This is a genomic window from Allosphingosinicella deserti, assembly GCF_003012735.1.
GTDB lineage: Bacteria > Pseudomonadota > Alphaproteobacteria > Sphingomonadales > Sphingomonadaceae > Allosphingosinicella > Allosphingosinicella deserti.
In genome coordinates this window covers 384,427-404,495 of record NZ_PXYI01000004.1, presented here as the reverse complement: position 1 = coordinate 404,495, position 20,069 = coordinate 384,427, and the positions used below count along the sequence as shown (strand labels likewise).

Annotated in this window: 21 protein-coding genes; 9 read left to right on the top strand and 12 right to left on the bottom strand. The window is 66.2% G+C overall.

Annotated elements, in window-relative coordinates; translation table 11 throughout:
- Positions 1-128 precede the first annotated feature (128 nt).
- Positions 129-650, top strand: coding sequence for a 16S rRNA (guanine(966)-N(2))-methyltransferase RsmD (rsmD, locus tag C7I55_RS14035; RefSeq protein WP_106513594.1), 522 nt, complete (start codon positions 129-131; stop codon positions 648-650).
- Here rsmD and C7I55_RS14030 read toward each other — a convergent pair.
- Together C7I55_RS14030 and C7I55_RS14025 are read right to left on the bottom strand one after the other, a co-directional pair.
- Positions 647-1,837 carry a pepsin/retropepsin-like aspartic protease family protein gene (locus tag C7I55_RS14030; protein ID WP_106513593.1) on the bottom strand — a complete coding sequence of 397 codons (1,191 nt, stop codon included), beginning with the start codon at positions 1,835-1,837 and terminating at the stop codon, positions 647-649. The two genes, rsmD and C7I55_RS14030, sit on opposite strands and share 4 nt — an antisense overlap.
- 90 nt (positions 1,838-1,927) lie before the next feature.
- Entirely contained in the window at positions 1,928-2,320 is a 393-nt protein-coding gene (locus tag C7I55_RS14025) for a GFA family protein (RefSeq protein WP_106513592.1), read from the bottom strand.
- Positions 2,321-2,424: 104 nt separating this feature from the next.
- Between C7I55_RS14025 and C7I55_RS14020 the strand changes: the two genes are divergently transcribed.
- Both C7I55_RS14020 and C7I55_RS14015 read left to right on the top strand, forming a co-directional pair.
- Positions 2,425-4,698, top strand: a complete 2,274-nt coding sequence (locus C7I55_RS14020; RefSeq protein ID WP_233222211.1) for an ATP-dependent helicase — start codon at positions 2,425-2,427, stop codon at positions 4,696-4,698.
- A 67-nt stretch (positions 4,699-4,765) separates the two neighbouring features.
- Entirely contained in the window at positions 4,766-5,056 is a 291-nt protein-coding gene (locus C7I55_RS14015; RefSeq protein WP_332888424.1) for an endonuclease domain-containing protein, read from the top strand.
- Between the two features lie 177 nt (positions 5,057-5,233).
- Here C7I55_RS14015 and C7I55_RS14010 read toward each other — a convergent pair whose 3' ends face one another.
- Positions 5,234-6,961 (bottom strand): DUF885 domain-containing protein, encoded by a 1,728-nt coding sequence (locus tag C7I55_RS14010; RefSeq protein ID WP_106513894.1) that lies wholly within the window; start codon positions 6,959-6,961, stop codon positions 5,234-5,236.
- Positions 6,962-7,065: 104 nt separating this feature from the next.
- On the opposite strand from C7I55_RS14010, the gene C7I55_RS14005 reads away from it, so the two are divergent.
- Together C7I55_RS14005 and cysK are read left to right on the top strand one after the other, a co-directional pair.
- Positions 7,066-8,346: an MFS transporter gene (locus C7I55_RS14005; protein WP_106513591.1), complete on the top strand. Its 1,281-nt coding sequence runs from the start codon at positions 7,066-7,068 to the stop codon at positions 8,344-8,346.
- Positions 8,343-9,263: a cysteine synthase A gene (gene cysK, locus C7I55_RS14000; protein WP_106513590.1), complete on the top strand. Its 921-nt coding sequence runs from the start codon at positions 8,343-8,345 to the stop codon at positions 9,261-9,263. The genes C7I55_RS14005 and cysK overlap by 4 nt, the downstream gene beginning before the upstream one ends.
- 36 nt (positions 9,264-9,299) lie before the next feature.
- On the opposite strand, the gene C7I55_RS13995 is transcribed toward cysK, so the two are convergent.
- A complete protein-coding gene (locus C7I55_RS13995; protein WP_158266423.1) occupies positions 9,300-10,808 on the bottom strand; it encodes a PH domain-containing protein in 1,509 nt (502 codons plus the stop codon).
- Positions 10,805-11,266: a PH domain-containing protein gene (locus C7I55_RS13990; protein WP_106513588.1), complete on the bottom strand. Its 462-nt coding sequence runs from the start codon at positions 11,264-11,266 to the stop codon at positions 10,805-10,807. Before C7I55_RS13990 ends, C7I55_RS13995 begins: the two co-directional genes overlap by 4 nt.
- A 140-nt stretch (positions 11,267-11,406) precedes the next feature.
- On the opposite strand from C7I55_RS13990, the gene C7I55_RS13985 reads away from it, so the two are divergent.
- Both C7I55_RS13985 and C7I55_RS13980 read left to right on the top strand, forming a co-directional pair.
- Positions 11,407-11,616, top strand: coding sequence for a hypothetical protein (locus C7I55_RS13985; RefSeq protein ID WP_106513587.1), 210 nt, complete (start codon positions 11,407-11,409; stop codon positions 11,614-11,616).
- A 27-nt stretch (positions 11,617-11,643) separates the two neighbouring features.
- Entirely contained in the window at positions 11,644-11,934 is a 291-nt protein-coding gene (locus C7I55_RS13980; protein WP_199192831.1) for a hypothetical protein, read from the top strand.
- A gap of 266 nt (positions 11,935-12,200) precedes the next feature.
- Here C7I55_RS13980 and C7I55_RS13975 read toward each other — a convergent pair whose 3' ends face one another.
- Entirely contained in the window at positions 12,201-12,524 is a 324-nt protein-coding gene (locus tag C7I55_RS13975; protein WP_146151026.1) for a hypothetical protein, read from the bottom strand.
- Positions 12,525-12,680: 156 nt separating this feature from the next.
- On the opposite strand from C7I55_RS13975, the gene C7I55_RS13970 reads away from it, so the two are divergent.
- The gene (locus C7I55_RS13970; protein ID WP_199192830.1) at positions 12,681-13,346 is read left to right on the top strand and encodes a protein-L-isoaspartate(D-aspartate) O-methyltransferase; all 666 of its coding nucleotides are present in this window, start codon (positions 12,681-12,683) and stop codon (positions 13,344-13,346) included.
- 165 nt (positions 13,347-13,511) lie between these two features.
- Positions 13,512-15,116: a peptide chain release factor 3 gene (locus C7I55_RS13965; RefSeq protein WP_106513584.1), complete on the top strand. Its 1,605-nt coding sequence runs from the start codon at positions 13,512-13,514 to the stop codon at positions 15,114-15,116.
- A gap of 39 nt (positions 15,117-15,155) precedes the next feature.
- Here the strand turns inward: C7I55_RS13965 and C7I55_RS13960 are convergent, their stop codons facing one another.
- The 6 genes from C7I55_RS13960 to fliQ form a co-directional block, all read right to left on the bottom strand.
- A complete protein-coding gene (locus tag C7I55_RS13960) occupies positions 15,156-15,548 on the bottom strand; it encodes a flagellar export chaperone FliS (RefSeq protein WP_106513583.1) in 393 nt (130 codons plus the stop codon).
- 35 nt (positions 15,549-15,583) lie between these two features.
- Positions 15,584-17,197, bottom strand: a complete 1,614-nt coding sequence (fliD, locus tag C7I55_RS13955; protein ID WP_106513582.1) for a flagellar filament capping protein FliD — start codon at positions 17,195-17,197, stop codon at positions 15,584-15,586.
- 48 nt (positions 17,198-17,245) lie between these two features.
- Positions 17,246-17,578: a hypothetical protein gene (locus C7I55_RS13950; RefSeq protein ID WP_106513581.1), complete on the bottom strand. Its 333-nt coding sequence runs from the start codon at positions 17,576-17,578 to the stop codon at positions 17,246-17,248.
- Positions 17,579-17,848: 270 nt separating this feature from the next.
- Positions 17,849-18,988 (bottom strand): EscU/YscU/HrcU family type III secretion system export apparatus switch protein, encoded by a 1,140-nt coding sequence (locus C7I55_RS13945; RefSeq protein WP_106513580.1) that lies wholly within the window; start codon positions 18,986-18,988, stop codon positions 17,849-17,851.
- Position 18,989: 1 nt separating this feature from the next.
- On the bottom strand, positions 18,990-19,772 hold the full coding sequence (fliR, locus tag C7I55_RS13940) for a flagellar biosynthetic protein FliR (protein WP_106513579.1): 783 nt from the start codon (positions 19,770-19,772) through the stop codon (positions 18,990-18,992).
- 19 nt (positions 19,773-19,791) lie between these two features.
- A complete protein-coding gene (gene fliQ / locus C7I55_RS13935; protein ID WP_106513578.1) occupies positions 19,792-20,064 on the bottom strand; it encodes a flagellar biosynthesis protein FliQ in 273 nt (90 codons plus the stop codon).
- Positions 20,065-20,069 lie beyond the last annotated feature (5 nt).

Here is a 20,069-nt window from a genome sequence, read left to right as displayed (position 1 = left end):
GTCCTCTCTCCCCTTCAGGGGAGAGAGCTAGAGAGAGGGGCAGGCGGCGGAGAAAGCCTGGGAGCCCGAGGCACTCGCACGGCTCGCCCCCTCTCCCCGTCACCCTACCCTGAAGGGGAGAGGGTGTAATGCGCATCATCGCCGGGAAGTGGCGGGGTCGGCCGATCGGCGCGCCCAAGGGGCAGGCAACCCGCCCCACCTCCGATCGTGCCCGCGAGGCGCTGTTCTCTATGCTCGCAAGTCGCGTCGGCAGCTTCGAGGGGTTGCAGGTCGCCGACATTTTTGCCGGCTCCGGCGCGCTCGGACTGGAAGCCCTGTCGCGCGGCGCAGCGCAATGCGTGTTCGTCGACAATGATCGCGCCGCGCTCGACGCGATCCGTGCCAATCTCGCGGCGCTCGGCGGCATTGGCGACGTTCGCGCCGGCGCGGCCGAGCGCATCCGCCTCCTCCAGCCGCTCGATCTCGTCTTTCTCGATCCGCCTTATGGCAGTGGCCTCGCCGCACCTGCCCTCGCCAATCTCCCGGTCGCGCCGGGCGGCTTTGCGAGCGTCGAGACCGCGCGCGACGAAACCGTCGAGGTCGAGGGTTTCGAAACCGACGTCGAGCGGGTCTACGGTAAGGCGAAGATCACCTTGCTGCGCAAGACTTAGAGAAAAGCGCGCAGCATCAGGACGGCCTTGGTCTCGACACCCTTGCGGCGCAGCGCGAATTCGATCCTGTCCCCCGGCTTCCCGGCAAGGTGGCCGATCCATTGGCGCAAGGTCCCGCCAAGGATTTCGTCGCCTTCCCTGAGCCCTGCCTCGGCGGCCAAGCTTGCGGGGCTCACCTCGGCCACCACGATGCGGCCGCCACGATCGTCCAGCCACAATCCGCTCAGGCCATGGCGCTCGGGCCGCGCCGGCCGGCCGTTCGGCTTGGCCCACAGCCTGTTCTTCGCAACGTCGGTGGAGAGCGTCAGCCGCTCGAACAGCTCAAGGCCGATCAACCCGTCGACGCGGCCGCGATGGTGATTGTCCTGCGAAAGCGAGACGAGCGGGCGATCGAAGCCGATAGAACCGAGTTCGACCCGCGATGCCCGGACCAGCCGCCCACGGCTGGATTTACCCCCGATGCCGTCGACCTGCATGGGTGAAAAGGGCCGCTCGACATTCCACAGCCCACTCCGCCGTGTCGCATCGCCGAACAGGCTGATCTGGCCGGGAAAGCCGGTGTCGGCGACGAGCTGGTAGCTCCGCCCGTCGAGCTCGACCTCGACATAGATATATTCGGATCCGCGCGCGGCCGGCGTGGACGGCCGGATTTGCGACGAGACCTCGCGGAAGCCCTTCCGATCGGGCCGTCCGGACGGGTAGACGCGCCATTCGCCGGCTTCGAAATCGAGATCGGTGTCGAGGCTCGTCAGCAACCCCGCGGCCAGCAGCCCCGCGGCGTCGCGCGCCAGTCCGAGATCCTGGTCCGGAACCGCGAACACCGCGATCGGCTGACGGATGGCACCGCCGAAGACCACGTCCCGCCCCTCGTACAAGGTGAAATCTTGCGCGCCGCCGACACCGACCAGGCGCGTATGGCCGCCGCGCTTCAGTCCGAGGCGTTCGACATAGCTCTTCTGGACGATGCTGACGACGGCCCCGGTGTCGAGCACGAACAGTACCGGCGGCTTTCCCCCGACGGTGACGCCGACCCAGACACGGTTATCCTCCAGCACGATCTTGCCGACGATCGGCGCCTGGACCGCCGCCGGCGCGGACACCGACAGAAGCGGAATTGCGGCGATTCCAGCGATCACCCCCCGACGGCAAAGGTCCGCAGGCGCGTGCCGATCCACTTCCCCACGCATGCTATCTCCGCGCAGCCTTTTCACCCCGAAATTCTAACGCGCCTCGGCGACAAAGCCATGACGTTTCAGACGCCGCCCGAGAAGACCGGCTCATCCGGGGTAACGGTCGAATTCCGGAAGCGACCGACCCGCCTTCATCCACGAGAGCCGCTCGGCGACCTGCACGTGCATGGCCGGTGCGAGCGTCTCGGGTTCGTCGAGAGTGGCGATCTGGACGTCGATCATCCCCGGCAGTACGACATCGTTGACGTAGAATAACCCCGTCCCGCACCGACCGCAGAAGGAGCGGATCGTATCCGCCGACGATCGATATTCGTTCGGCGTCCCTTCGATTACCAGTTCGCCCGCTTTCACCCCGGCCCAGGCGACGACCGGCGCGCCGGCATGGCGGCGGCAGTCGACGCAGTAGCAGAAGCTGCAGTGAATCACGTCTTCGGGCATGCGATAGCGGACGTCTCCGCAGTGGCAGCCTCCGGTCAGCATGGTCCTTCTCCTCGCTGAGTCGCATTCATCCCGGCCCGCTCGACGCCATCAGAAAAGCAATGTCGCGCTTGCCCGGCAAGGCCATGTTCCCTACCTGTTCAAGCGTGACTCAGCCCATCGCCACCGCCCACGAGCCGGCTTACCTGCGCGGCCTCAACGAACCGCAACGCGATGCGGTGCTCACCAGCGAAGGGCCGGTCCTCGTCCTTGCCGGCGCCGGCACCGGCAAGACGGCGGCGCTGACCGCGCGGCTGGCGCATCTGATCGCCACCCGCCGGGCCTGGCCATCGGAGATCCTCGCCGTCACCTTCACCAACAAGGCGGCGCGCGAGATGAAGGAGCGAGTCGGGCGGATCGTCGGCGATGCCGTCGAAGGCATGCCATGGCTCGGCACTTTCCACTCGGTTGCCGCCAAGATGCTGCGGCGCCACGCCGAGCTGGTCGGGCTGCAGGCGAATTTCACGATCCTCGATACCGACGACCAGATCCGGCTGCTGAAGCAGCTGATCGCCGCTGCCGACATCGACGAGAAACGCTGGCCAGCGCGGCTGCTCGCCGGGTGCATCGATCGCTGGAAGAACCGGGGCTGGATCCCGGCGCAGGTCGATGCCGGCGAGAGCGAGACCTATGCCAATGGCAAGGGGGCCGAGCTCTATGCGCGCTACCAGGAGCGGCTGCGGACCTTGAACGCCTGCGATTTCGGCGATTTGCTGCTGCACATGCTGACCATCCTCAAGACCAACCGGGAGGTGCTGGAACTCTATCAGCAGCGCTTCAAGTACATCATGGTCGACGAGTATCAGGACACCAACCAGTCCCAGTATCTCTGGCTCCGCCTGCTCGCGCAGGAGCGCAAGAACATCTGCTGCGTCGGCGACGACGATCAGTCGATCTACTCCTGGCGCGGCGCCGAGATCGCCAACATCCTGCGCTTCGAAAAGGATTTCCCAGGCGCGAAGATCATCCGCCTCGAACAGAATTACCGGTCGACGCCGAACATCCTCGCCGCCGCCTCCGGCCTGATCGCCAACAATGGCGGCCGGCTTGGCAAGACGCTGTGGACCGAGCATGACGACGGCGAGAAGGTCCAGGTCGTCGGCGTGTGGGACGGCCCGGAGGAAGCGCGGCGTATCGGCGAGGAGATCGAGGCGCTGCAGCGCCGCGGCGGCCATATCGCCGACACGGCGATCCTGGTTCGCGCCCAGTTCCAGACGCGCGAGTTCGAAGACCGGTTCATCGCGATCGGCCTTCCCTACCGGATCGTCGGCGGCTTCCGCTTCTACGAGCGCCAGGAGATACGCGACGCGCTCGCTTACCTGCGGATCATCGCCCAGCCGGCCGATGATCTCGCCTTTGAACGCATCGTCAACACGCCCAAGCGCGGCTTGGGCGACAAGGCAGTGCAGAAGATCCATTCGGTGGCGCGCGCCACCGGCCAGCCCCTGCTGGCCGCCGCGGCGCAGATGCTCGACACCGACGAGCTTACCCCGCAGGCGCGCCGCGCGCTCGGCAATTTCGTCGGCGATTTCGCGCGCTGGCGCGGCAAGCTGAACGAATTGCCGCATGGCGAGCTCGCGCGGCTGGTGCTCGACGAGAGCGGCTATACCGCGATGCTCCAGGCCGATCGCTCGGCCGAGAGCGCCGGCCGGCTCGAGAACCTCGCCGAGCTCACCCGCGCGATGGAGGAATATGAGACGCTCGGCGCCTTCCTCGAACATGTCAGCCTGGTCATGGAGAACGACGCCGAGCGCGACACGGAAAAGGTCACGATCATGACCATCCACGCTGCCAAGGGCCTCGAATTCGGCACCGTCTTCCTTGCCGGCTGGGAGGAAGGCGTGTTCCCGTCGCAGCGCTCGCTGGACGAAGGCGGCAATTCGGCGCTCGAGGAAGAGCGGCGCCTTGCCTATGTCGCGATCACAAGAGCGCGGCACAAATGCTTCATATTCCACGCGGCCAACCGCCGCATCTACGGCCAGTGGACGTCGTCCATCCCGTCTCGCTTCGTAGCCGAACTGCCGGACGCTCATATCGAGCAGGAGAGCAGCATGTCCGGCGGCGAGAGCCTGTGGCGCGCCAACTGGTCCGAACGCGCCGATCCGTTCGCCGACGTCGCCCGCGGCACCACCCGGGGCCCGGGTTGGCGCCGCGCGGTGACCGGCGGCTTCGAACGCAACCCCACCCGCATCGTCGAGGTGAAAGCGAGCGCGGTCTCGCTCGGCAATCCCGGCCGCACCGACATCAGCCTCGGCCAGCGCGTCTTCCACTCCAAGTTCGGCTACGGCAAGGTCGCCGAGATCGAGGGCAACAAGCTCGAAATCGATTTCGAACATGCCGGCCGCAAGCGGGTGCTCGACAGCTTCGTCGATCTGGCGTGAGGGAGACGAAAGGCGGCCAAAAGCCCTCTCCCCTTCAGGGGAGAGGGTTGGGAGAGGGGGAGAGTCCGTGCGCGACCACAACCTCATCGACTACGCGAAGAAAATGCGCCGCGAGATGACCGGGCCGGAGCAGGCGCTTTGGCTGGCGTTGCGGGCCAAGCGCTTCGCTGGCGCAAAATTCCGCCGGCAGGTCGTGATCGGCAGCTACATCGCCGACTTTGCCTGCCGAACGCCGGTGATGCTGGTGATCGAAGTCGATGGCGACACCCACGCGGAGGACCGAGCCTACGATTCAAGACGGGCGCGAAAGCTTCAGGAATGCGGCTACCGCGTCATTCGGTTTCCAATGCCGACGTGATGAGCAACCTCGAAGGCGTTCTTTACGCGATCGGCGAGGCGCTTCGGACTCCCCCTCTCCCCGACCCTCTCCCCTGAAGGGGAGAGGGAGCGCTTCTTCGCCTCTTCCCGGACCAACCAGGCTCTCCCCGACCCTCTCTCCTACGGGAGAGGGTCGGGGCAAGGGAAAGACTCGTCGTCAAAACACCGCCTTCGCCTCTCCGCCGAGCATCTGCGCCCGCACCAGCGGGACCGGCGGGCCGCCATAGCTCAGGAACCGGTCGTGGAAGTCCTCCCACGCACTCCGACCGCCGCGGCTGCCCGTCCAGTCTTCCCGAAGCTTGCGGATCATCAATTTGCCCATCGTGTAATTGAGGTACGCCGGATCGTAGGTCCCGCGCGCCGCCTGCTGGCGGGCATTGCCTTCATCCTGATAGCATTGATCGAGGAACAGCTGCCGTGATTGCTCCATCGTCATGCGGCCGGTGTGCATCCCGATCGCCGACAGGAAGCGGCAGTCGCGCAGCAGCGCGTTGGAAATCTGGCCGATATGGATTTCGGGCGCCCCGGCCCCGAGCCCGGCCTCCCACATCATCTCCTCGGTATAATGGCCCCAGCCTTCGGCATAGGCATAGCCGACAAACACCTTGCCGAAGGTGAAGCGGCTGCGGTTGGCGTGGAGGAAATTGAGGAAATGGCCCGGCCAAACCTCGTGGACCGAGGTGAAGAGCAGATCCGCCTTGCCGGGCACGAAGCCGTCCTGGATCTCCTTGGGCCAGCTCGGATCGGGCGGAGCGATATAGTAAGTCGACGGCAGGCCGCTCTCATAGGGTCCGGGGATGTCGATATAGGCGAAATTCTGCCGATTGTAGGGCGGCGCTTCCTCGACCCGGGCTTCCTCCGTGCCTGGGATCGAGACCAGGTTCTTTTCCTGGAGGAAGCGCTTCAGGCCGGCGAGCTGGTCGCGCGCGCCCTGCACGGCACCGCGGGCGGGCTTGTCGGCATTCATCTTCGCCATGCAGGCGTGGATCGTCGCGCCCGCTGCGTAAATGTCGCACGCGTCCCGCAAGGCGCGCTGGTTGCGGTCGAGATCGGCGCGGCCGATCGCCTCCAGCTGATCGAGCGGCAGATCGACCATCTCGGTGTCGCGCAGCATCTGCGCGAACCGGTCCGCGCCGAGGGCAAACTCCTGGGTCGCATTCGCGCGCTGGGCTTCGAGCCAATCGGCCAGCCCACGGGTGGCGGTCACCGCGTCGCGGGTTGCGCGATCCAGCTCCGCCTGCAGCTTTGCGTCCTGAACCGATGCGAACGCCGCCTTGCCGTCGGTCGGAAAATATTCGGCATAGCCGCCGAAGCCGGCTTTGCCATATTCGACGAACGAAAGTGGCAGCGGGGTCTTGAGGTTGACCCGGATGTGCCGCGCCGCCGCCGGAATCGCCCTGAGATAGGCGATATAGGCGCGCAGCCGGGTCTCGGCCGGTGCGTAATTGCGGGTGACATAAACCGACGGACTCATCGCATCGACATAGAATGCCGGGTTGCGGTGCGGCTGGTCGGCGGTGGTAAGCCAGAACAGATCGCCTTTGGCGCGCGCGATCAGATAGGCACGTTCGAACCATTCTTCCTCCGTCAGCATCTTGGAGTCGAAGCGCTCCGCGGTCGCGATGGACTCGCGCAGGAAGGCGATGCTGTCGGCGAGGCCGGTCGCGCTCCAGTCCGGCAAGCGCCCGTCATATTCATGCCGCCCCTGGTTGACCGCGAAATTCGGATTGTGCCGAAAGTAGCCTTCAATGAAGCCTTGCGAGACACTTGCCCAGCGTGAGGGCAGAGCCTGGGCGGAAGCGGCAGGCTCGATCGGGTTGGACGCGCAGCCAGCGGCGGCAAGCGCAGCGGCGGTAAGCAGCAATCGGGCAAGACGAACGGCCATCTCATTCTCCAGCAGGAACGTGCGGACTTTCTGCACGCGGCGCAGGCGCAGCACCAGCAGCCTCTGGTTGCCGCGAGGTCACCGCGCCGCTAAACGCCCGGGCAATGACCTCCCCTGCGCCCGCGCATCCCCTCGCCGTTCCGGATTTCCGCTTCTACTGGACGGCGCGGCTCGCCTCCACCGTGGCGCAGATGGCGATGGTGATCGTCATCGGGTGGCAGGTCTACGACATTGCCCGGGCGACGATGACCCAGCGCGAGGCCGCGTTCCAGCTGGGATTGATCGGGGTCGTCCAGTTCGTGCCCCTGTTCGTGCTGACTTTGGTAACCGGATGGGCCGCCGACCGAGTGGACCGGCGCTTCATCGCGCGCGCATCGATCGCGTTGGAACTGTTCTGCGCCGGCTTCCTCGCCTGGCTGACCTATAGCGGCGAAGTCACCCTGTTTGCGCTGTTCGGCATTGCGGCCCTGCTGGGCGTCGCCCGCGCCTTTGCCGGGCCGGCGCTCGGGGCGCTGGCGCCGAACCTGGTTCCGCGTGAACTCCTGCCGCGGGCGATCGCGCTCAGCGCCATGTCATGGCAGGGCGGCGCGATCGCCGGCCCGGCGCTCGGCGGCTATCTTTATGCGATCGCGCCTTATGCGCCTTATTCGGTGAGCGCGGCCCTGTTCCTGATCGCATTGTTCTGCATGTTCATGATCGGTCCCAAGCCGCGGACGGCGATCGTCGGCTCGAAGAATCCCTGGCGGCAGATGATCGACGGCTTGCACTATGTCCGCCAGAACCGGCTGGTGCTCGGCGCGATATCGCTCGATCTGTTCGCGGTCCTGCTCGGAGGCGCCACCGCGATGCTGCCCGTCTTTGCCCGCGACATCCTCCATGCCGGGCCGGAAGGGCTCGGCCACCTCCGGGCAGCTCCGGCCGTCGGCGCTACGCTGACTGCGATCTGGTTTTCGTGGAAGCCGCTCAAGACCAATGTCGGCGTTAAGATGCTGACCGCCGTCGGTGTGTTCGGCGCCGCGACCGTGGTGTTCGGCTTCTCGCGCCAGATGCCTTTGTCGCTGCTGTGCCTGGCGCTGCTCGGCGCCGCCGACATGTTCTCGGTGTTCGTCCGCCAGTCGCTGATCCAGCTCTACACGCCAGACGAGATGCGCGGGCGCGTCGGCGCAGCATCGACCTTGTTCATCTCGGCTTCCAACGAGCTCGGCGAAGCGGAATCCGGCTTTCTCGCTGCAGCGATAGGCCCTGTGACAGCTGTCATCGCCGGCGGCTTCGGTGCAATTGCGGTGACATTGTTGTGGGCCAGGATCTTCCCCGAACTTCGCCTTGCGCGAACCTTCGATCCCCCCGAAAATGGCGACGAGCCGAAGAAGGAGACAGTGACATGAGAGCGGGCAGCATTCTCGATACGATCGGCAACACGCCGCACATCCGGATGAACCGGCTGTTCGGCAATGCCGAGGTGTGGGTGAAGTCGGAGCGGTCCAATCCCGGCGGATCGATCAAGGACCGCATTGCGCTGGCGATGGTCGAGGATGCGGAGCGCTCCGGTGCGCTCAAGCCCGGCGGCACGATCGTCGAACCGACATCGGGCAATACCGGCATCGGCCTCGCCATGGTCGCGGCGGTCAAGGGCTACAATCTCATCCTCGTCATGCCCGAGAGCATGAGCATCGAGCGCCGCCGGCTGATGCTGGCCTACGGTGCCAAGTTCGATCTCACCCCGCGCGAGAAGGGCATGAAGGGGGCGATCGAGCGCGCCAAGGAATTGCTCGGCGAGATCGAGGGCAGCTGGATGCCGCAGCAGTTCGAGAATCCGGCAAACGTCGACGTCCACGTCCGCACCACCGCCCAGGAGATCCTCAGCGATTTCCGGGATTCTCCGATCGACGTGCTGATCACCGGAGTCGGCACCGGCGGGCACATCACCGCCTGCGCCGAAGTGCTCAAGAAGGAATGGCCGGGCCTCAAAGTGTTCGCGGTCGAGCCGACCCTGTCGCCGGTGATCTCGGGCGGCCAGCCCGGCCCGCACCCGATCCAGGGCATCGGCGCCGGCTTCATCCCCGCCAACCTCCACACCGACGCGATCGACGGCGTCATCCAGGTCGATGCCAACGACGCCAAGGAAATGGCACGCCGCGCCGCCCGCGAGGAAGGTACATTGGTGGGCATCAGCTCCGGCGCGAGCCTCGCCGCCGTCGCCCAGAAATTGAAGGAAGTGCCCGAAGGCACCCGCATCCTCGCCTTCAACTACGACACCGGCGAACGCTACCTCTCCGTGCCGGAATTCCTGCCGGAGGAATGATATCGCGATGGGCGTGATCCGCGGCCTCGCCGCGGGTCACGCCCGCCTCGCGTCCCGCATTACGCGTCTCCGGGCGCTGATCTCGGCCGCCAGCGCCTGGGCGGCCTCCAACGGCAGATCGATGATCCGCGGCGATTTTGTCATCGGCGCGCCCGCCGTGTCGATCGCCAGACTGGCAACCCCGAGCCGACGCTGCAGCCATCCACGCACGACATTCATGCTCTGCATGCTCGAGACCGGAACGACGAACAAACGCTGCTTCAGCACGCCCCGGGTAACGAACAGCAGGTCTCCATCGAGCGCATAGCGGTGAAAGCGCCGCTCCAGGGCCGCGAGAATACCGAGCAGCGGCAGCAGGACGAGCAGGAACAGCGCCGGCCGCCAGGCGATCGAAGCCACGAGAATCGCAACTGTCGGCAGCGAGAGCGTCCGGATCAACGCGCGGATGATGTGGCGCTGCGAGACCATGACCAGCTCGGGCGCGGGCGGCAGCCGGAAGCGCGCGGTTTCGGCGAGGATTGGATCGATCTCGTCGCGGCGCGCGAACGGCGCAGCGACCTGGTGACCGCTGCCATCATTGCCTTCGCCGAGCGTCTGAAACGACAGCCAGAACCAGCCGAACAGGCGCCGTATCGGCCCACTTTCGACATAGGCCAGTTGCACCCGCTTTTTGGCAATCACGGCCTCGGTGCGAGTCAGCAGACCGCGTTCGCGGCGGAACCGGTCGCCTTCGGCCGACAGCCGGAAACCAAAGTCCCTGGCGAGCACGCGCAACACCGACGTCACCGCGCCGAGCAGGATCGCGAGCACGCTGATCAGGACTATGGCGGCCACCGAGATCCGCGAATGGGTCGCTTTGTCGGCGATGCCCATCCAGCGCCCCGCATCGTAGATATCGATGCCGAGCACGGTCTTGAGCGGGTCGTCCAACGTCTGCAACACGGCGAACACGCCGCCGATATAGACGAGCGAGAAATCGAAAATGCCGAACAGCAGCACGCGCGAAAGCGGCATTTCGAACAACAGGGCCCTGCCGGTCTCGATCGGCGCCGCGACTCCTGCCGCACCCGCTTCCGCATCCGGAAATACTGCGCTCTCGCCGACCCGCCACGCGCGCACCGCGGCGCGAAGCCGATCCGCCTCCCCGGTGGTCACGCTGTCTAGGACGCCTTCGTCCTTGCCCCCAGCGCCGGTCTCGATCCGCACTTTCGCCAAGCCGAAGATCCGCGCCAGCAGCGCACGCTCGATATCCACGTCCTGAACACGGTCGAAGGGGATTGACCGCCGGTTGCGGTTGAGGAGGCCGCTTTCGATGACGATCTCGTGCGCTCCGACGCCGTAGCGAAAATTCCGCCAGTGCAGCCATTGGAACAGCAAGGCGACCAGACCTACGGCGGCCGCGACGGCCAGACCGCCGAGAACGCCTCGGTTGGAAGCGACGGCAATGATCGCCGGCACCGCGAGAATCGTTCGCGGCGCCGCCTTGAGGAAGCGGATCGCGATCGTTCCGGGATGGACGCGCCGATCGGCGACGATGTTGCTCACCATGCCTCCTGCCGGATTCGCGTCCTGATGTCGTCGCGCATGCTCTCCGCCGTGTGCCGGCTGAGCCCCGGCACGACGACCTGGCTGTTGGCGGTGCCGGCGGTGTGCAGCACCAGCCGGCAGACGGCGCAGGCACGCTCCAGCGGACCTTGTGCTATGTCGATGTGCTGAACCCGGTCGAGCGGCACCAGAGTTTCGATCTCGGTCCACACGCCCTGACGGACATGAAGCTCGTCCTCGGTACGCTGATAGCCCCAGGCGCGAAAACGCCGGGCGGGCGCGATCGCAACCAGCCAGATGAGCGGCATCAGCACGGGCAGGCTTATCACCCCGCGTGGTAAAAGCATTCTTTCATGGAGGACCGCCTCGCCGACCGCGGCTGCGGCGAAGATCCCCAGCGCCACCGCGAATGCGCGAACCCGCATCACCATTAGCTGGCCACGCTCCAACGAGATCATTGTCTACCCCCACCCTGTCGCGCAACAGCGTAGCCCTCCGCGCCCGCTCCTGTCGAGCGCGCTTGGCGTCGACAAAGCCTGTTCAGGAACTTGGCAGGCACGGATTGCGTTGAGCCTCCGAAACAAAATGGAGAGATGCCATGACCGATCACGAGCGCGAGCGCGAGACGACGATCATCCAGACGACGGAGCGCAGCGGTGGTGGCGGAACTATCGTCGCAGTCGCGCTGCTGATCGCAATACTCGGCCTGCTCTTCTACTTCTTCGGCGGCAATCTGATGGGCGGCGGAACCGACAAGACTGACGTCAAGATCGACATTTCGACCCCGGCCAGCGGCGATTCGAAGTAAAGGACTCGGCCTGACAGGAGTAAGCGTATGAGCGACTATGATCGTAATTCCGCCGGATCTCCCGATCCGGTACCGCCTCGCGAGCAGGTTACGGAACGCACGACGATCGTCACCACGGAGCGTGGCCGCGGCGGCGGCGGGTGGATCGTTGCGATCCTGTTGCTCGTGGCTCTTGTGGCCGTGCTCTACTTCGTGTTCGGCAACCGACTGGGCCGAGCCGCCGACGACGTCGGCGTCAACGTCAACATCGACGTCCCCGACAAGGTCAAGGTGGAGCTTCCGGACGAGATCACCGTCGACGGCAATGGCACCAACTAGAGTGCTGTCGACCCCCCTGATGATCCGAAATCGCGGCAAGGCAGGAATGTAGAACGGGCATGCCGAAACTATCGGGATGCCCGTTGGAGTTGAATGGCAGCTGTCGGAGCCATTCAGCACAAGATCAAGCGAATCAACGCATAAACGGATCGTTGATCGGCCGGTCCCTCCGCCAGTTGCGTAGCGCGGAGAGACTGGCGATCGACCCCTCTTGTAGCGTATTGAGGGAGGGGCCGGTGCATCGCGATGCGCCGGCCCCTACCCGTTCAGAGATCCCCGTCTTGCCGGGTGCTCGTCTTCTGCGCCGGTGAATTGGCGTTCTCGCCCGTCTTCTCCTCGCCGAGTTGACCGCTGCCGTGATAAGGCATCTCGGTCTGGCCGCCATGGCCCATCCAGCCTTCGTTCTTGCCGCCTTCCTTGCCGGTATGCGGATTGGGGTAAGCGCCGCCGCCGGACTGGCCGGCACCGGTCGCGCCGTTGAAACTCGCCTGCTTGTCGGGGTCGCCGCGCGCGACGTCGCCGGCCTGACCCCATGATTTGGGATTGTCCGCGCTGTCGGTGCTCGCATTGGGTGTTTGGGGATTGCTCATCATCCGGCTCCTTCCTTGCTCCAATGGGTGGGCGGTGCGAGCGGTTCCGTCACAGGGGCGGCCACATCGCGCCCTGCGCATAGGCTCACATGGATCAATGGCACTGCACGGCACGCAACGCATCGCCCGGAAAGCCGTTACCCCCGCATGAAGCCGATGACCGAACAGCATCTGGCGATCCTCCGCCGGCATATGGTGGAGGTGATCGACATCCATGTCGATCTCGCCGAGGACGAGATCGGCAAGAGCAAGCTCGATCCGCACCTCCGCGCCGCCTTGCTCGAAGCGCCGCGTCATCTGTTCGTACCGGCGCAGATCGCTGCCGCCGCCTACCAGGACAGCCCGCTTCCGATCGGCTTCGACAAGACGCTCTCGCAGCCGTTCATCGGCGCGCTGATGCTTGAACTGCTCGATGTCGCCCCCGGCGATCGGGTGCTCGAAGTCGGCACCGGGCTCGGCTACCAGGCCTGCGTGCTCGCGGAGATGGGCGCTGCGGTGTGGAGCGTCGAAATCGTCGAGGAATTCGCCGAAGGTGCCCGCCTCCGGCTGGGCGCGCTTGGGCATGATGTCGATATCCGCGTCGGCGACGGCTCGCGCGGCTGGACCGAGCATGCGCCGTTCGACCGCATCCTGATCACCGCGGCCGCCCAGGAGGTTCCGCGTGCCCTGCTCGACCAACTGTCCCCCGGCGGCCGGATGGTGATTCCGCTCGGCGGCAAGGAGGTCCAGCAATTGAGCGTCGTCGAGAAAGAGCGAGACGGCACGATCGACGTGCGCAGCATCATCCCGGTGCGCTTCACCTTGCTGGAGACGATCGCGTAGCGACTGCCGAGCCCGTGCATGCCGGCGCCTTCGCAAAGCGCCGCTTTCGCCACCGCCTCAGACTCCCCTACCAATGTGCGCCCATCTCCCCTATGTGGGCGCAATCCCCAAAGACATGATCTGCAGGCGGCGGCTTGGCGGCCCCCGCGGCGACGGAGTTTGACGATGAGCGAAGCGGCCCTTCTAGCACGGACCGACCACCAGCCGGCCGAGCGGCGCACGTTCGCGATCATCTCGCACCCGGATGCCGGCAAGACCACGCTGACCGAGAAATTGCTCTACTCCGCCGGCGCGATTCACGAAGCTGGCGAAGTGCGCGCACGCGGCGACCGCCGGCGCGCGCGCTCGGACTGGATGGCGATCGAGCAGCAGCGCGGAATTTCGGTCACCTCATCGGTGATGACCTTCGAGGTCGGCAACATCCTGTTCAACCTGCTCGATACCCCGGGCCACCAGGACTTTTCCGAAGACACCTACCGAACCCTCACCGCGGTCGACAGCGCGATCATGGTGATCGACGCCGCTAAGGGGATCGAGGCGCAGACCCGCAAATTGTTCGAGGTCTGCCGCCTGCGCAACATCCCCATCGTCACTTTCATCAACAAGGTCGATCGCGAGGGCCAATCGCCCTTCAATTTGCTCGACGAGATCGCCGAAACGCTGCAGCTGGACGTCTCGCCGCGCAACTGGCCGGTCGGCATGGGCGGGCTGTTCCACGGCATCTACGATTATGCCGAAAACAAGCTGCTGCTCGCGGACAAGAGCGACGGCACCGTTCCCGGCCGCGTCGTTCAGATGACCGGCATGGACGATCCGCTGCTGGACGAGACTTTGCCCGCCGATGCCGTTGCCCATCTGCGCGAGGAAGGCGAGCTCGCGCGCGCCGCTTATCCGGACTTCGATCTCGACGCGTTTCTCAACGGCGATCTGACGCCGGTCTTCTTCGGCAGCGCTTTGCGCGAGTTCGGAGTCCGCCAGCTCCTCGACGGCCTCAGCACGTTCGCGCCGCCGCCTGGGCCCCAGCCGGCGCGCAACGGCCCGGTCGCGCCGTCGGAAGCGCGGGTTTCCGGGTTCATCTTCAAGGTCCAGGCCAATATGGACCCGAACCACCGCGATCGTATCGCTTTCATGCGGGTCTGCTCCGGCGCGCTCAAGCGCGGGATGAAGCTCACCAATCCGCGACTCGGCAAGGCGATCAGCATCCAGAATCCGATCACCTTCTTTGCCCGCGACCGTGAGCTTGCCGAGCTCGCCCGTCCCGGCGACATCGTCGGCATCCCGAATCACGGCACCCTTCGGGTCGGCGACACCTTGTCCGAGCGCGGCGACATCGCCTTCACCGGCCTCCCCGATTTCGCACCCGAAATCCTGCGCCGCGTCCATCTCGGCGATCCGATGAAATCCAAGCAGATGCGCAAGGGCCTGTCCGATCTCGCCGAGGAAGGCGTGATCCGGATCTTCAAGCCGGCGCTCGGATCCAACTGGATCGTCGGCGTTGTCGGCGCCCTGCAGCTCGACGTGCTCTCGACCCGCATGGAGGCCGAATATGGCCTGAAGCTCGGTTTCGAGCCTTCACCTTGGGAAGTCGCACGCTGGGTCAGCGCTGACGACGATTCCGAACTGAAGCGCCTGCTCGCGACCCATCGTTCCAGCATGGCGGAGGACGGCGACGGCGAGCCCGTGCTGCTGATGCGCAACGAATGGGAAATGGGCCGCTTTGCCCAGGATTGGCCGAGCATCCGCTTCGCCAGCATCCGGGAGCGCAGCTAAGTCTGTCCTTCCCGGTCCTGGAAGACAAACCGGCTCTCCTCATCCGATCGCGTTCCAGGCCGAGGCGATCTCCGCCAGCATCGCGCGCGCCCTCAGCAGCGGCTCGGGATCGTTTTCCTGCGCCGCCGCGAGGGTGAGGCGGCGGGCTTCACGATAGATGGTGGCGAGCGAGGCGGCGACCTCGCCGCCCTGCTCGTGATCGAGACTGCCCTCCAGCCCGGCTAAAATCGCCAGCACGCGCGACTGACGCGCGCCGCGCTGGCTGAAGTCGCGGCGGCGGCAGGCGGCGGCCATCGCGTCCAAGGCCTTGATCAACTCTTCGAAGAGGATGCCGACCAGGCCGTGCGCGGTCGCGGCCTCGATCCGGCTCGACAGGTCGACGCTTTCGTAACGGGTGCGCGCGGCTCCGAACCGCGATTGCGCCATGTACATCGAGAAGCTCCTTTGAAAAAATCAGCGCGGCCGGATCAGTCGTTGCCGCCGTTCCACGCCTTGATCTGTTGCTCGAGATAGGTCTGGGTCGCCTTGAAGGCGGAGACCCGGCGCTCCATCGCGGTGAACTGGGTGAGCAGCTTGTCGTAATAGGCCGACGACCGAGTCTCGAGCTTCGCCCGGTCGTCGGCAATGTCGGCTTTCTCCTCGGTGAGGCGGTTCTGGCTGGTGGCGATCGGGCCGGAGCGCGCGCGCAGCGCGTCGCGAATGCCCTGCAGCGCACCTCCGAGACCGGGATCGATCGTCACCGTCGCGCTGGCGAAGCCGCCCTTCACTTCGACGGCCAGGCCGACCGCGGCCGAATTGCCCGGCGCGATCAGGAAATTGCCGCTGCCGGTCGCGGCGACGCCGTCGATCAACCCGGTGGCATCGACGCCGGTTCCGCCCAGGACGACGTTGGTGAAGGTGTAGGTGCCCGGCTTTGCACGGCCCATCGCAGTGGTGATCGAAAGCAGCGGCGAGCTCGAATATTGGGTCGGATTAAACAGGGCCTCGACGCCGGCAGGGTCGGTGATCAGGGCGGCCTTGAGGCGCACGCTGTTGAGGCTGAGGCTGCCGTCGCGATTGGTCGCGACCCCGATCTCGGCGAGGGTGTGGATCCCGCCTTGCGAGGCGAGCCGCATTGACGGCAATTCCTTCAAGCGCCGCTGCAGCTCCCGGATGCTGACGTCGCCGCGCAGCGCGCCGGTGTCGCTGCCCTCTCCGCCGGCCGCTGTCGCTTTTGCAAGCAAAGTGTTGAGCTCGTTGAAGGCGCTGACGAAGTCGGCGACGCCCTGCTCGATCGCGGCGCCCGGCCGGGTGATCCCGAGCGTAACGGTGGCGCCCGGCAGCGCCCGCTTGAGATCGAGCTGAACGTCGGGGACGAGGTCCTTTATGCTGTTCGACGGCCGGCGCACCTCGACTCCGTCGAGCCGGACGATCGCATCCTGGGCGGCCTGTGCCGCGGTCATGCCGCCGGTTGCCGATCCACCGAAGGCGAAGCGATCGAGACCGTTTGCGGTGCCGGCGGGAACGCCCAGGGTGAACGCCTGGGCGGCGCCGGTCGCACCCTTGAGGACGAGCCGCGCGCTGGTGCCGTCGGTGATCACGCTGGCGGTGACGCCCGCATTCTTGCCGTTGATCGCGGCGGCGAGCCCGGTGAGGCTGTCGTTGCTCGCGTCGATGGTGACGACGAAGCTGCCCGCCGCGGTGACCAGAGTGAGATCGCCCTGCCCCACCGGCGCCGCTTCGCCGGCAAGCTGCGCCGACTGAATGGTCTGGGCTTTGGCGAGCTGGACGACCTCCAGGTCGGCGGCAAGGTTGGTCAGCCGCGCGCCCGGAAGCGCGGTTGCGCCGACCAGGGACGAGTCGGAAACGCTCGGCTGGGTGAACAATGTGCCGCCGGAGATCAGCCCGGATAGAGCGCCGGCGAAGCTGTCGATGGCGGAGGAGGCTTCGGCGAGCGCGGAGATCTTGGCCGCATTCGCCTCCTCGCGCCGCTTGATCAGCGCCTCCTTGGGCCCGCGATCCGCTTCGGCGAGGCTGTCTACCAGGCTCTTGATGTCGATACCCGAGCCGATCCCGAGACTGTAGCTGATCGAGCTGACCATGAGGCTCCCCTTCGTGCCTCTCCAAGGACGACCGCCCACTGGGAAAGTTTAGGAAGGAGGAATAAGATTGCGGATCGTGCGCGGGTCGATTCGGGCATGGACCTCCAACCCCTTGTGCGGATGCGTTAGGAGGTGGGCGGCGACGGCAGTCGCGAGCATCGCCGGATTCTGGACGTTGCCGCGCTGCCGCAGCTCCGCGCCGATGCTTTGCAACCAGGCGTCGAGAGATGGCCTCTCACCGAGGGGCCTCGCCGCAGCCAGTGCTTCACGGAGTTGCTCGGAACGCGAGGCACCTTCGCCAAAGCCCGCCTGCAAGGCCGCTTCGATCCACGCAATCGCCTCGGCGACACCCTCTTTCTCGGCTGATCCCGGTTCGTCCATCACGCGCCTTAACCTTGAAGTTCGGTCCCGCCCCGAACACGCCCGAACGGCGGGAATGGACCATCCCGTAAGGACGACCGATCGCGCCTGTGCTTAAGCCTGCGGCGTCCATCCCCTCGAACCTCGCGCTCCTGAAACACACCCGTTCGGGCTGAGCCTGTCGAAGCCCTCTCCTTCACCTCTCCCGCCGAGGAGAAAGGATGGGCCTCGACAGGCTCAGCCCGACCGGAGCACGTGTACCCTCGAACAAGGACCACCAGAGCCCGCCGCCTAAGCCTGGGGGCGCCCCTTTTCGTCGAAACGCGCCCCCGGCGGGACGTCGATCGGCGGCGGCACAGTGCCCGCGGCGAGTGCGGCGTCGAGGTTGAACACGAAGGCGAGCACCGTCGCGACCGCCATGTAGAGATCGTCCCGGATCACCTGGCCAGTCCGCGCCGTAAAATACAGGGCGCGGGCGAGCTGCGGGTAACTGAGGATCGGCACGTCGCTTTCGCCGGCGAGCGCGCGGATCGCGTCCGCAGTAGCGCCTCGGCCGCGGGCGACGACGATCGGCGCCGCATCCTCCCCGGGCCGATAGCGCAAGGCGACCGCGAAATGGGTGGGGTTGGTGAGGATCACCGTCGCTTCGGCGACGGCGGAGCGGGCCGAGCCGCGCAGCACCTCGTGTTGGCGGCGGCGCACTGCGGCCTTGAGCTCGGGCGAGCCTTCGGTCTGCTTGTGCTCCTCCTTCACCTCCTGCTTGCTCATCCGCAGCCGCGCCGCGCGCTGGAAGATCTGCGCGGGCACGTCGATGCCGGCGACCAGCGCCAGCGCCATCGACATGACCAGGATGGCGAGCACGAAGCTGCTCCCCACCGATGACAGAGCCGGGCGGATTTCCTGCGACGAGAGGCCGATCAGCAAGTGCGACTGATCGCGCAGCAGCCAGGCGCCGATTGCCCCCAGCAGGATCACCTTGGCGATCGATTTCACCAGCTCGATCAGGCCATTGACCCCGAAAACGCGCTTCAGGCCGGACAGCGGGTTCATCTTGTCGGGCTTGAAACCGAAGGCCTTGGCCCGGAAGCCGAGCGATCCGAGCAAGGCCGGCGCGGCGATCGCTGCGATCAGCGTCATCGCGAACAAGGCAAGGACCGGCACCGCGATCGCCATCGCAAGCCGCAGCGTCGCGGCGGCGGGATCAAAATCGCGCACCGCCTCCGGTCCGAAGCTCAGCCCTTGCGCCAGCATCTCCTCGAGCGCGCCGACCAGCGCATGGCCGGCGAGCGCGATCCAGGCGGCGCCGGCTACGATCACCAAAGCGGTCCCGAGCTCCTTGGATTGGAGGACATCGCCCTTCTCGGCGGCATCGCGGCGCCGTTTGTCGGTTGGGCTCTCGGTCTTTTCGTCCTTGTCGGGACCGTCGGCCATCTCAGCCCCCGGTCGCGATGCGGCGGGATTCCTCCAGCCCCTGCCGGACGACGCCGACGATCGCATCGCCCATCACCGGCGCCGCCATCGCGAGCAGGACGATGCCGGCGAGCAAGGTCGCGGGCAGGCCGACGGAGAACAGGTTGAGCTGCGGCGCCGAGCGGGCGAGCATGCCCATCACCAGCTGAACCAGGATCAGCGCGAAGCCGACCGGAAGCGCGATCGACAAACCCGCGGCGAACAGCACGCCGCCGAACAGCACGAGCCCGTGGATGCTCTCGGCGCTCATCCAGGCATCGCCCGGTGGCAGCGCCCGATAGCTTTCGACGATGGTCGCGGCGAGCGCCAGATGGCCGCCGACGCCGAGGAACAGGAAGGTGGCGAGGATGGTCAGGAACTGGCCGAGCATCGGGTTCTGCTGACCCGTCGCCGGATCCATCATGCCGGCGAAGCCGAGCCCCATCGCGTTCGAGATCGTCTCGCCAGCAAGCATTGCCGACGAGAAGCCGATCTGCACCGCGAAGCCGAGGGCCAGACCGGCCATCACCTCGCCGCCGACCATCAGCAGGCCCTCGATGGAGCCAAGACCGTCGGCGGGAAGGACGAAGTTGGTGGCACCGAGCGCCGGAATGCCGATCGCCAGCGCGATGATCAGGCGAAGCTGCAGCGGCACGAAATTGGCGCCGAACACCGGCGCGGCGAGGAAGGCGGCGCCGGGACGAATCATCGCCACCATCCACAGCCACAATTGCGCCTCGACGCCGGCGAACCCGTTTGGAATCATGCGATCCGGGCCGCCGCAATCACTGGGTCAGCTCCGGGATGCGCGCGAACATCTCGTGAGTGAAATCGACAAGCAGCATCAGGATGGCGGTGCCGAACAGCGCCAGGCAGAGGCCGACGACGATCAGCTTGGGGACGAAGCTCAACGTCTGCTCGTTGATCGAGGTCGCCGCCTGGACCATGCCGAGCAGGATGCCGGTGACCAGAGCCGGGATCAGGATCGGCGCCGAGGCGAGCGCCAGCACCCACAGGGCCTGCTGCGCGATGCCGACGAAATAATCGGTCCCGTCCATGTTGC